The sequence below is a fragment of the Aliiroseovarius sediminilitoris genome (assembly GCF_900109955.1).
In the GTDB taxonomy this organism is placed as follows: Bacteria; Pseudomonadota; Alphaproteobacteria; order Rhodobacterales; family Rhodobacteraceae; genus Aliiroseovarius; species Aliiroseovarius sediminilitoris.
In genome coordinates this window covers 476,784-489,248 of record NZ_FOJB01000001.1, presented here as the reverse complement: position 1 = coordinate 489,248, position 12,465 = coordinate 476,784, and the positions used below count along the sequence as shown (strand labels likewise).

Annotated in this window: 10 protein-coding genes; 9 read left to right on the top strand and 1 reads right to left on the bottom strand. The window is 60.4% G+C overall.

From position 1 onward, the window contains the following. Window positions 1–27: 27 nt before the first annotated feature. On the bottom strand, window positions 28–1,863 hold the full coding sequence (ilvD, locus tag BMY55_RS02365) for a dihydroxy-acid dehydratase (protein ID WP_091427972.1): 1,836 nt from the start codon (window positions 1,861–1,863) through the stop codon (window positions 28–30). Between the two features lie 154 nt (window positions 1,864–2,017). Between ilvD and BMY55_RS02360 the strand changes: the two genes are divergently transcribed. The 9 genes from BMY55_RS02360 (at window position 2,018) to BMY55_RS02320 (ending at window position 12,374) form a co-directional block, all read left to right on the top strand. After that, window positions 2,018–3,037 carry an NAD-dependent epimerase/dehydratase family protein gene (locus tag BMY55_RS02360; RefSeq protein WP_091427971.1) on the top strand — a complete coding sequence of 340 codons (1,020 nt, stop codon included), beginning with the start codon at window positions 2,018–2,020 and terminating at the stop codon, window positions 3,035–3,037. Between the two features lie 144 nt (window positions 3,038–3,181). Then, the gene (tviB, locus tag BMY55_RS02355) at window positions 3,182–4,462 is read left to right on the top strand and encodes a Vi polysaccharide biosynthesis UDP-N-acetylglucosamine C-6 dehydrogenase TviB (protein ID WP_091427969.1); all 1,281 of its coding nucleotides are present in this window, start codon (window positions 3,182–3,184) and stop codon (window positions 4,460–4,462) included. 86 nt (window positions 4,463–4,548) lie between these two features. Then, window positions 4,549–6,261: an ABC transporter ATP-binding protein gene (locus BMY55_RS02350; RefSeq protein ID WP_091427967.1), complete on the top strand. Its 1,713-nt coding sequence runs from the start codon at window positions 4,549–4,551 to the stop codon at window positions 6,259–6,261. Further along, window positions 6,258–7,391, top strand: a complete 1,134-nt coding sequence (locus BMY55_RS02345) for a glycosyltransferase (protein WP_091427965.1) — start codon at window positions 6,258–6,260, stop codon at window positions 7,389–7,391. The genes BMY55_RS02350 and BMY55_RS02345 overlap by 4 nt, the downstream gene beginning before the upstream one ends. After that, window positions 7,388–8,629 (top strand): glycosyltransferase, encoded by a 1,242-nt coding sequence (locus BMY55_RS02340; protein WP_091427963.1) that lies wholly within the window; start codon window positions 7,388–7,390, stop codon window positions 8,627–8,629. Before BMY55_RS02345 ends, BMY55_RS02340 begins: the two co-directional genes overlap by 4 nt. Then, window positions 8,626–9,294 (top strand): HAD family hydrolase, encoded by a 669-nt coding sequence (locus BMY55_RS02335; protein ID WP_091427961.1) that lies wholly within the window; start codon window positions 8,626–8,628, stop codon window positions 9,292–9,294. The genes BMY55_RS02340 and BMY55_RS02335 overlap by 4 nt, the downstream gene beginning before the upstream one ends. Then, entirely contained in the window at window positions 9,272–10,090 is an 819-nt protein-coding gene (locus BMY55_RS02330) for a hypothetical protein (RefSeq protein WP_091427959.1), read from the top strand. Before BMY55_RS02335 ends, BMY55_RS02330 begins: the two co-directional genes overlap by 23 nt. Next, window positions 10,087–11,169 carry an EpsG family protein gene (locus BMY55_RS02325; protein WP_177179273.1) on the top strand — a complete coding sequence of 361 codons (1,083 nt, stop codon included), beginning with the start codon at window positions 10,087–10,089 and terminating at the stop codon, window positions 11,167–11,169. The genes BMY55_RS02330 and BMY55_RS02325 overlap by 4 nt, the downstream gene beginning before the upstream one ends. Then, window positions 11,166–12,374 carry a glycosyltransferase family 4 protein gene (locus BMY55_RS02320; protein WP_091427955.1) on the top strand — a complete coding sequence of 403 codons (1,209 nt, stop codon included), beginning with the start codon at window positions 11,166–11,168 and terminating at the stop codon, window positions 12,372–12,374. The genes BMY55_RS02325 and BMY55_RS02320 overlap by 4 nt, the downstream gene beginning before the upstream one ends. The last annotated feature ends 91 nt before the right edge of the window (window positions 12,375–12,465 follow it).

Here is a 12,465-nt window from a genome sequence, read left to right as displayed (position 1 = left end):
CCCTTTCCCGATCCTATCTGCCTTTGATCAGTCGATCATACGCACCGCGCCCTTCGCCGCAGAAGACGCCAGCATCGCATAGGCTTTCAGCGCCTTTGACACTTTGCGCTTGCGGGGCTGGGCGGGATGCCAGCCTTGTTCGTCCTGCGCGGCGCGGCGCGTGGCCAGTTCCTCGTCCGGCACGGCCAGATTGATGGTGCGGTTGGGGATGTCGATCTCGATCTTGTCGCCTTGCTGCACCAATCCGATCGCACCACCCTCTGCCGCTTCCGGCGACACGTGACCGATTGACAAGCCTGAAGTGCCCCCCGAAAAGCGCCCATCGGTCAGAAGCGCACAGGCCTTGCCCAGCCCTTTCGATTTCAGATAGCTGGTCGGATACAGCATTTCCTGCATCCCCGGCCCGCCGCGCGGACCTTCGTAGCGGATGACGACCACGTCGCCCTCCTTGACCTTGCCGGTCAGAATATCGCTGACCGCCGCATCCTGGCTTTCGCAGACATGCGCAGTGCCGGTGAATTTCAGGATCGAGGCATCCACGCCCGCCGTTTTCACGATGCACCCGTCCAACGCGATGTTGCCAAACAGAACAGCCAACCCGCCATCTTCGCTGAACGCGTGTTCCCTGGACCGGATCACGCCCCCTTCGCGGTCAGTGTCCAGTTCCTTGTATCGGTTCGACTGGCTGAACGCCTGCGTGGTGCGCACGCCACCGGGGGCGGCTTTGAACAGGCTTTCGGCCTCGGGGTTGTTGGCTATCTTGATGTCCCATTTCGCGATCGCTTCGGCCATCGTGGCTGTGTGCACGGTTGAACAATCGCCATGCAGAAGCCCGGCCCGATGCAACTCGCCCAGGATCGAGAAAATGCCACCGGCGCGGTGAACGTCCTCCATATGCACGTTGGCGATGTTGGGTGCGACCTTACACAAGCAGGGCACGTTTCGGCTGAGCCGGTCCATGTCTTTCATGGTGAAATCGACCTCGCCCTCATGGGCAATGGCCAGCAGGTGCAGAACAGTGTTGGTGGATCCACCCATTGCGATGTCCAGTGACATGGCATTTTCGAACGCGTCAAACGTGGCGATCTCGCGCGGAAGCAGGCCTTTTTCTTCGTTCACGTAATGACGCTTGGTGATCTCGACGATCTTGCGTCCGGCCTCAAGAAACAGGTGTTTGCGGTCCGCGTGTGTCGCAAGGGTCGATCCGTTGCCGGGAAGGGCAAGGCCCAGCGCCTCGGCCAAACAGTTCATCGAGTTTGCGGTGAACATGCCCGAACACGACCCGCAGGTCGGGCAGGCGTTTTCTTCGATATGCTGAACCTGCTCATCCGTCAGGTCTTCGCTGGCGGCGGCAACCATGGCATCGACAAGGTCGATCTTGTCCATGTCAAGGTCAGCCATCTCGATCTTACCGGCCTCCATCGGACCGCCGGACACGAAAATTACGGGGATGTTCAGACGCATGGCGGCCATCAACATACCGGGCGTGATCTTGTCGCAGTTCGAAATGCAAACCATCGCATCCGCACAATGCGCGTTAACCATATATTCGACGCTATCGGCGATCACTTCGCGCGACGGCAGCGAATACAGCATCCCATCATGGCCCATCGCGATCCCGTCATCGACAGCGATGGTGTTGAATTCCTTGGCAACACCGCCTGCGGCTTCAACCTCGCGCGCGACCATCTGGCCCAAATCTTTCAGGTGGACGTGACCCGGCACAAACTGCGTGAAGCTGTTCACAATGGCGATGATCGGCTTGCCGAAATCATCATCGGTCATGCCGGTCGCGCGCCAAAGGCCACGGGCACCGGCCATATTGCGGCCATGGGTCGAAGTTCTGGAACGATAAGCAGGCATGCGGTCCCCACCTTGTCAGGAAATTGTATCTCACAGCGGATTATCATTCCACGCGCGATGACACCAGCGCAGATTAAGCCCGCATGATCAGGCTTGGCGTTGCCCGATCCCCGCGTTAGAAGCGACCAAACCGCACCCTGAAAGGCATATCCCCATGGCGCAACGCAAAGTTTTGGTCACCGGGTCGGCCGGGTTCATCGGCTATCACCTGTCCAAACTGCTGCTGGCCGAGGGCTTTCGCGTGCACGGCTATGATGGGATGACGGATTACTACGATGTGACGCTGAAACTGCGCCGTCACCAGATGCTGTTGCAAGATCCGAATTTCACGATGACCGAAGGGATGCTGGAAGATCAGGCGCTGCTGGACGAGGTGACGGACGACTTCGCGCCTGACGTGATCGTCCACCTCGCCGCCCAAGCTGGTGTGCGCTACAGCCTTGAGAACCCCCGCGCCTATCTGGACAGCAACGTGATCGGCACCTTCAACGTGATGGAGGCCGCACGGCGGCACAAGGTCGACCATCTGCTGATGGCTTCGACCAGTTCGGTTTATGGCGCAAACACCGACATGCCATTCACTGAAACCGAGAAAGCCGACACCCAGCTGACCATCTATGCTGCCACCAAGAAGGCAAATGAAAGCATGGCGCACAGCTATGCACATCTGTGGGGCTTACCCACAACGATGTTCCGCTTCTTCACCGTCTATGGCCCGTGGGGACGCCCCGACATGGCGTTGTTCAAATTCACCAAAGGCATCATCGACGGCACCCCCATCGACATCTACAACAATGGCGAGATGTTCCGCGACTTCACTTATGTCGAGGATCTGGTGCGCGGCATCCGCCTGTTGATCGACGCAGTCCCTGTTCGCCCCGCCAGCCCGGATGATATCGAAGACGGCGACAGCCTGTCACCTGCCGCGCCTTATCGCGTGGTGAATCTCGGAAACTCGGACAAGGTGCGTCTTTTGGATTTTGTGGATGCCATCGAGGATGCGATCGGCAAGAAAGCCCAGCGCAATTACATGGAGATGCAGATGGGCGATGTCCCCGCCACCTGGGCGGACGCGACCCTTTTGAAACGCCTGACCGGCTATCGCCCGGAAACCGATTTCCGCGATGGGGTGAATAGCTTCGTCGCGTGGTATCTGGACTACTACAAAGCCTGATCCCCCGTGTTTTTGGGGTTGAAACAGAAAAGGGTCGCGCCTTTTGCCTCTTTAGGTTGAATTTTAACTTTCTTTTAACGGATGTTTACGCAATGTTACACTCGCAATGGTTGTGTTGCGGATTGTTAGCGGACGCGTTCGGTTATGAAGGACTTTCCAGATCTTGGGCAGATCGCAGTGATCGGGCTGGGCTATGTCGGCCTGCCGCTTGCGGTCGAGTTCGGCAAAACGCGCCCGGTCATCGGGTTCGACATCGACCCGACCCGCATCGCTGAATTGCAATCCGGCAAGGACCGCACGGATGAAGTGACAGCCGACGACCTGACCCATGCCCGCCACCTGCGCTTTACCAGCGACCCGGATGACCTGACGGCGGCGACTGTCTTCATCGTGACTGTCCCCACCCCCATCGACGCCCATAACCGCCCCGACCTGACGCCGTTGCGGCGCGCCAGCCAAACCGTGGCGTGCGCATTGTCGCAAGGCGATATCGTGATTTATGAAAGCACCGTCTATCCCGGCGCGACCGAGGAAGTCTGCGTGCCGATCCTCGAAGCGGCGTCGGGCCTGACCTTCAACCGCGATTTCTTTGTCGGCTACAGCCCCGAGCGGATCAACCCCGGCGACCGGGCCCACCGGCTGCCGTCGATTGTGAAGGTCACGTCCGGCTCGACACCCGAAGCCGCTGACCGCATCGACGCGCTGTATGCCCAGATCATCACGGCGGGCACCTTCAAGGCCGAAAGCATCCGCGTCGCCGAGGCCGCGAAGGTGATCGAAAACACCCAGCGCGATCTGAACATCGGTCTGGTGAACGAACTTGCGATCATCTTCAACAGGCTCGGCATCGACACCGGTGCCGTGCTGGAAGCGGCGGGCACCAAGTGGAACTTCCTGCCCTTTCGACCCGGTCTTGTCGGCGGACACTGCATCGGCGTCGATCCCTACTACCTGACCCATAAGGCGGAAGAGATGGGCTATCACCCGCAGGTGATCCTGTCGGGCCGCCGGATCAATGACGGCATGGGCGCATATGTCGCCGGACAAATGATAAAGTCGATGATGCGCAAGGGGATAAACGTGGCACGGTCACGGGTTCTGATCCTTGGCCTGACCTTCAAGGAAAACTGCCCCGATCTGCGCAACACGCGCATCGTCGATATTCTGGAAGAACTGCGCGATTATGGCGTTAGGGTGGACATTCACGACCCGCTGGCCGACCCCATCACTGCCCGTGCCGAATACGGGATCGACCTGACCGACACGCCGCAAGTGCATCGCTATGACGGGGTCATGCTGGCGGTGCCGCATCGCACCTATCTGGACCGTCCGCCGGGCTGGATCAACCGCTACGCCAAGAACCTCTCGGTGATCTATGACATCAAATCCGCGCTGCCGCGAGAAATGGCGGACTTGCGGCTGTGAAGACACGAACGCTCGGTAAGATCTGGTCCCTTCTGACCCCCCGCGAACGCAGACGCGGTGCTTTGGTATTCAGCCTTGCACTACTTATGGCGGTGTTCGAGGTGATCGGCGTAGCTTCGGTCTTTCCGTTCTTTCTGGCACTGTCCGATCCCGGTCTTGTGCAGACGAACGCCTATCTATCTGCCGCCTATCGCTGGGGTGGATTTACGGACCATCTCGGCTTCCTTCTGGTGCTTGCCCTCATCACCTTCGCCTTCCTTGTCAGCGGCGCGCTGATCCGAAGCGCGGGCGAATACGCGATGACACGGTTCGTCCAGATGCGCCGCCACAGCCTTGGCACGCGGTTAATCGAGCGTTACCTGCGCCAGCCATATGCGTTCTTTCTGAACCGCCACACAGGCGAGATGGCGAAAAACATCCTGTCCGAGGTCGAACAAGTCACCATGTTCGCGCTGGCTCCGGTGCTGCGGCTGACCACATCCGTTGTGACGCTTTTGTCGATGCTGGGCTTTCTGATCTTGATGGACCCAATCATCGCCTTCACCGCGATCGCCACTCTGGGCACGGCCTATACGCTGATCTTCCTGGCAATTCGGCACCTTGTCACCCGCAACAGCGCCCGCCGCGTGGTCGCGGACGAAGCCCGCTATACGATCACACGCGAGGCCTTGGGCGGCATCAAGGACATCCGCATCCTGGGGAAAGAAGACTCCTATATCCGCCATTTCCGCGCCCCATCTATCGAGGTGTCGCGAATGCAAGCCGCCAACCTCGTCTTGGGCCAAGTCCCGAAATATCTGGTCGAAGCGATCGGCTTCGGCGGCATGTTGCTTCTCTGCGTCGCCCTGCTGGCGGCCGCTGGCCCCAATGCCAGCACCGCCGCTATCCTGCCAAAGCTTGGCGTCTATGCCTTTGCAGGCTACCGGATGTTGCCGTCCGTGCAGGGTATTTACCGTGCGATGGTCGAGTTTCGGTTCGGCGCAGGTGCGGTTGATGTTCTGTTCAGCGACATGCAAGCCTTGTCGGATGTTTACCCCGATACGCGGGCGGTGCCGCCAATGCACCTGACCAAGGCGCTGGAGGTGACGAACGTCAGCTATTCCCATGACGACGCCACGCGCAGCCTGAGTGATGTGTCCCTGACCATCCCGGCGGGCGCGTCCTTTGGCATCGTCGGCGGCACCGGGGCAGGCAAAACGACTTTGGTCGACCTGCTTCTGGGTCTTCTGACCCCGCAAGCCGGGCAGATTGGTGTCGATGGCACTCCGATCACCACGGCGAATGTCAAAGACTGGCAGGCCGCAATCGGCTATGTGCCACAGTCGATCTTTCTGGCCGACACCAGCATTGCAGAGAACATCGCCCTTGGCACGCCACGCGCGCAGATCGACATGCAGCGCATCGTTGAGTGTGCCCGGATGGCGCAACTGGATCACTTTGTGGATACGCAACTGCCTGCCGGTTATGACACCGCCGTTGGCGAAAGCGGCGTGCGACTGTCCGGTGGACAACGCCAGCGCATCGGCATCGCGCGCGCTTTGTATCACAACCCCGACATTCTGGTGTTTGACGAGGCGACAAGCGCGCTCGACACCTCGACAGAACGCGAAGTGATGAGGGCGATTACCGGGCTTCAGGGGCAGAAAACCATCGTGATGATCGCCCACCGTATCTCGACCGTCGAGGGCTGCGATCAGATCGTGGTGCTGGAACGTGGGTGCATCGTGGCCCAGGGAAGCTATGCCCAGCTGATCGCGCAGAATGACGGGTTTCGTGCCTTGGCGGGGGTGGCGGCATGAAGCACGCTTATCCGCTGCAATCTGACAATACACTGGCCTTCGTGTTACCTGACCTGCGCGGCGGCGGCGCGGAACGTGTGATGCTGACGCTGGCCACCGAGCTTGCGCAGTTTGGCTATGCGCCACATATCATCCTTGCCAACGCAGGTGGCGCGTTGATGGCCGACGCCCAGCACGCGCGCCTTCCCATCACTGACCTGAAGACCGACCGTCTACGGGAGGTCGCCACGCCGTTGCGCCGTTGGCTGTGCGAAAACCAACCAACGGCGCTGGTCCCGGCGATGTGGCCCCTGACCAGCATCGCGGTCTGGGCGGCGCGCGGAACGGGGGTGCCGATCATCACCACCGATCACGCGACGCTGTCGAATCAATACGCGGGCAAAGGCGTGCCGCACCGGCTTGTGTTGCGGGCAAGTATCCGCGCAACCTATCTTCGGGCGCGGGCCAATGTCTCGGTCTCGGCCGGGTCTGCCCGCGATCTGGAGCAATTGGGGCGTCTGCCGGTCGGCCGGGTCAAGGTCATCCACAACCCGGTCATGCGTCCCGAACCAGACACAGGACACGCCGTCTGGCCCGCACAGGCAAAGCATCGGATATTGGCCGTTGGCTCTTTGCGCTGGCAGAAAGGTTTTCCGACCCTTCTGCGTGCCTTCCGCCTGCTGCTGGACAAAGGCTGCGACGGCGAACTTGTCATTCTTGGCGATGGGCCTGATCGTGCGGTGCTGTCTGGGATGGTGCAGTCGCTGGGCCTGACCGAACGGGTGGCGATGCCGGGGTTCACGCCGCATACCGGGTCCTATTATGCGACCGCCGATCTGTTCGCGCTCAGTTCACGCAGCGAAGGGTTCGCGAATGTGATTGTCGAGGCGTTGTCGCACGGCCTTCCCGTTGTCGCCACCGATTGCCCCCATGGCCCAGCCGAAATCCTGAACACCCCCGACGTTGGCACCCTGGTTACTGTAGGGGACACCGCCGCCTTGGCTGCCGCAATCGGTGCCGCCCTGCGTGTGCCGCACAACCCTGACGCGGCGCGCAAACGCGCTCTGGACTTCCGTCCGGGTGTCGCGGCTGTCAGGTTCCTGCCCCTTCTTCCTGAACCCAAGTTATCAAAGTCAATGAGGCACATATGAGCGCCACCCGTTCGATCTTCGTCACCAATAACGGCCTGTCCGATCATATCGGCACCGCGCAGGTGCTACCCTATCTTGAAGGCCTGGCGGCCCGCGGTCATCGCATCGCCTGCCTGTCGGTCGAGCATCCCACAAGGCAGGACGTTTTTGACACCAAGATCGCACCAAGGCTGAAACGCGCCGGGGTCTTGCACAGCCCAATCCTGCGCCGCACCTTGCCGCTGGCGGGGAAGCTGGAGCGCTTCGCCATGCCGGCGTTGATGCAAAGCCGTCTGGACAAGCTGGTCGACGCCTTTCAGCCCGACCTGATCCATTGCCGCAGCTATATGCCCTTGGGGGCGGTCCTGCCAGTCTGCAAGCGGCGCGGCCTGCCCTTTGTGTTCGACATGCGCGGGTTCTGGGTGGACGAACGCTGCGAGGCAGGCATCTGGCAAGGACCGCTGGGCCACAGCATTTCCCGTCACTTTCGCAAACTGGAAACAAAGGCAATCAGCGACGCAAGCGCGATTATCGCCTTGACCCACGACGCGAAAGCCGTCGTCGCAACACGCCGCCCGTCGGCGGGGTCGGTCACAAGCGTCATTCCCTGTAGCGTCGATCAGACCCGGTTCCGACCCGACAAGACCCTGCGGGCAAGCACGCGGCTGGCGCTGGGGTATTCGGCAAAAGATGTTGTGCTGGTGCATCTTGGATCCGCTGGGCCGCTCTATCAGATGGGCACGACATATCGCCTGCTGGCCGCCCTTCAAGCGCAGCGGATGCGGGGGCGGCTTTTGTTGGTCGGGGACCTCGATGTGCAACAGCATGTCCAGGCTGCCCAAAGCTATGGTGTCACGCTGAACCCGGCGCATCTGACCTGCCGCCATGTTCCGCATGACGAGGTGCCTGCGCTTCTGAACGCTGCGGATATCGGCCTGTCCTTCCGCATTGCCAGCAAGTCCAGCCTCGGCGTTTCGGCCACCAAGGTCGGTGAATATTTGTCCTGTGGCCTGCCGGTGATCAGCAACACCGGGATTGGCGATATCAACGACATCTTGCCGGATCGCCGGTTCGGTCTGGTGCTTGCTCATCACGACACCCCTGCGATTGAACACGCCGCACGCACCATCGCGTCGGCTCCATTTGCCCCACGCGCCGTCATTCGCGCCCATGCCGCCGCCCGGTTTTCACTTGAACGGGCATGTGATGTCTACGACGCGCTCTATCGGTCGTTCGGCATCGAAAGGAAGGCCGCATGACTCACACCGACCGGACCCTTGCGGTAGACGTCTGCGGCACATTGTATGATACCAACACCACTGCCGGACTGGTGACGTTTCACCACGCGCGCCGCGGGCATCGGTGGCGGTTTGCGATGATGAAGGCTCTGACGCGCCGCCGATCAATGCTGCAACAGGGATTGATCCTATTTGCCAAACTGAGCCGGTTTGACGCCCACCGTGCGCTTGTTCTGGCCAGCCTGCGGGGTGAAACCCTGACTTCACTGCAAGCCTCGGCGACGCGATATGTCGCGGATCATCTTCCCACCCACGCCATACCCGCCGCCCATGCCCGTGTGGCGCAAATGCGCGCTTCGGGTTGGCAGCCTGTCCTGGTGTCAAACGCCCTTGCGCCTGTGATTGAAGAAATTGCACGGAAACTTGAACTACCCTGCATCGCATCGCAGCCGGATGTTCAGGATGGGTGCCTGACAGGCCGGTTGTTCCGTGATCTGACCGGACAAAAACGCAAAGCGATCGAGGCATATCTGAATCACTCGCTTGACCATGTGCAGTTTGCGGTGATCACCGACAACCGGTCGGACCGTGATCTGGTCGCGGTGGCATACCCCGCTGTGTTGGTTGCCTCACGCACTCCCCGCAAATGGATGAGGAAGTGGGATGCCGAAATTCTGTGCCACTAGGCTGCGCCACCTGATCCTGCTGCTGCCGTTTGGATATGCGTTCGTCTCTCGCTATCACTGGCCGCGCGACTTCATCGTCAATGCCCTGACGGCGTGGGTGTCAGGAATGATCCTTCTGGCACTGCTTGGCGATCTGTCTGCAGGGGCTGCAATCACCAGTTATCTGTTGGGCTATGCCACATTCATCTGCATCTATGAACTGGGCTATCTGGCCAATGACACGATCGGGTTGCGTCATGATCCGACTCCCCGGCGACGGGTAGAGGTCGCCAGTTCCGCTGGTTTCATCTTCGCTTTCGTGGTCATACGGCTGGGTGTTGGGCTGGCTGCGGCCTTCGTATTGGGGGTCGTCACCTCGGGCCTTTACTGGACTGCCGTGGCAGCGTTGGCCGCTACGCTGATCGCTCACAACACCCTGCGCGCGGTCGAGTTGAAGTTCTATACATTCATACAGCTTTCCCTGTTCAGGTTCGCGCTGCCCATTCTGCCTGCACTGATTGTCAAAGGTGACACAACGGCCATTCTGACGGTTTTCGCCACCGCGCTTCTGCTGTTCACCCTGCCACGGTTCCTGACCTACATGGATGCCAAAGGGCGACTGTCGCTGCCAGAACGCAAAGCTCGCAGCTATCACCTGAAAACCCATATCGCTGTTCTGCCGCTCATTCTTCTTCTGTCCGTGCTGACCAATGAAGCTGCCCCGCTGGTCTGCCTGCTTTGGGGCGTGGTTGTGCAACTCGTCTATGTTGCGCGCAGCAGGTTGCCCACGGGTGTTCAGGGCGCCATGCAGCCGTGATCTATGTCGTCCTGTTCCTTGCGCTGATCCTGCTGCGCCTCGTGCTGGCACACCATTCCCGCTTGCGCGACCAGATCTATCCCGTCGTGCTTGCCGCCCTGTTCCTGTTCGTTGCGTTCCGGCTCGAGGTCGGCTGCGACTGGAATGGCTACTACCGTCACTTCCTGATTCAACTGGACCTTGGTTTCGCCGATGCCCTGGCCCAGCGCGAGCCGTTGTGGTGGGCGCTGGTCCAACTGATCGGTAGGCTGGGTCTGGGTTATCCGTGGCTGAATGTGGCCGCGGCGCTGATCTTCTTTGCGGGCGTGCATGCATTGGCGCGTCGACAACCTGACCGGTTGGGTTTTCTGATCCTTCTCTACCCGGTGCTGATCCTCAACATGCCGATGTCCGGCATTCGGCAGGCGGCGTCTATCGGGGTGATGTGCGCAGCTTTTGCCGCGTTCAGCAATGGGCGCACGGCGCGGTTCACCCTCCACACGCTGATTGCCACCGGCTTTCACTCCAGCGCGGGCGTGTTCGTGCTGTTGGCTCCTCTGGCTGGGCGCGATCGGGTCAGGGCGCGGTTGCTTGCAGCCTTGGTGCTGGCGGGGCCGGGTGTTTATCTTCTGGCAACCGGCGATGGCGCGCAGCTTGCGTTGTCGCGTTATGTCAACACGGGGGTGGACGCCTCTGGCGCGCTGTATCGTGCCGCGCTGCTGGCGCTGACTGGGGGGTTGTTTTTCCTCGTGCTGCGCCCGGCTTGGCGCGCGCGCTTTCCGGGGGATCACAGGATCATGGTGCTGGGTGCGCTGATGATGCTGGCGACCGTACCGCTGATCGGCCTGTCCAGTGTGATTGCGGACCGCATCGGTTATTTCCTGATCCCCCTACAGGCCATGATACTGGCGCGCATCCCGTCACTGCGCCTTGGCCCAACAGGCACAATCCTGTCCGTCGCGCCTTATGTCGTGCTGTTGGGGATGCTGTCGGTTTGGACCATCTATTCCGCCCATTTCCACTATTGCTACCTGCCCTATGACAGCTGGCTGTTTTCAATGCCCGGCATTTATCAATTGCCGAACCGAGGTTTTCCATGAGAGTACTTCTGACCGTCAACGCCGCGTGGAACGCCCTGAATTTCCGCCGCCCGGTGATCGAGGCTTTGCTGAGCAAAGGTCATCACGTCACCATTCTGGCACCGCTGGACGACGCAGCACCAGCCCTGCGTGCCATGGGGTGTCGGGTGGTCGAGCTGCACATGGATGTGCAAGGATTGTCGCCCCGGCAAGACGCCAGGTTGGTCAACCGATTTGCCTCACACTTTGCTACGCTCAGACCTGACGTCATCCTCGGTTACACAGTAAAGAACAACATCTTCGGCGCGGTGGCGGCGAAACGGATGGCGATCCCGTTTCTGCCTAATGTTTCTGGCTTGGGGACCGGTTTCCTGTCAGGTGGCGCGCTCAGAATGGTGGTCGAGACGCTGTATCGTTTTGCCTTCCGGGGGCTGCCAATCCTGTTCTTTCAAAACCCGGATGACCGTGACCTGTTTGTCCAACGGCGACTGATCGCACCTGGTCAGGCGCGTCTTGTGCCCGGCTCCGGTGTAGACTTGAAGCACTTTTCCCCAATGCCTTTACCTGCCAGAAAAGGCACGGTGTTCCTGATGATCTCGCGTCTTCTGCGCGACAAGGGCGTGCTGGAATATGTCGAGGCCGCGCGCCAGATCAGGACTGTCCGCAATGATGTTCGGTTCCAGATTCTTGGCCAGGTGGGTGCAGCGAACCGATCGGCACTGGGCGCAAACGATCTTTCGCGTTGGGTCCAGGCAGGTGTCATCGAACATCTGGGCGAACATGACGACGTGCGCCCCTTTATCGCGCTGGCCGACAGTGTGGTCCTGCCATCCTACCGCGAAGGCGCACCGCGCACGCTGCTGGAAGCCGCCAGCATGGCCCGGCCCCTGATTGCCACCGATGTGCCGGGCTGCCGACATGTGGTGGATGACGGGATCACCGGCATGCTGTGTGTGCCACGCGATATCGAAAGCCTGCGCCAAAGACTGGTGGCGTTTGCAGACATGCCCACCAATACCCGTGTCATGATGGGCGGTGCCGGGCGCGACAAGATGTTGCGGGAATATGACCAGGCGATCGTGGTCGACAGCTACTTGTCCGCGATTTCCGACCTCGTGCCCGGCCAGGCTACCACGGCGGACGCGCGACTTCGCCCCAGCCCCCATAACACGCCGCAATTCAGCAACACACGCGACCCGAAGCATCTTCACATCCAACAACCCTAGGTATTTTTATTTTCTCAGTTTGCAATTTTGATATGAGTTAACCCAACATGCCAACCCTTACGCCGAAAACCGATAGGCGGTAGGGTTGGAC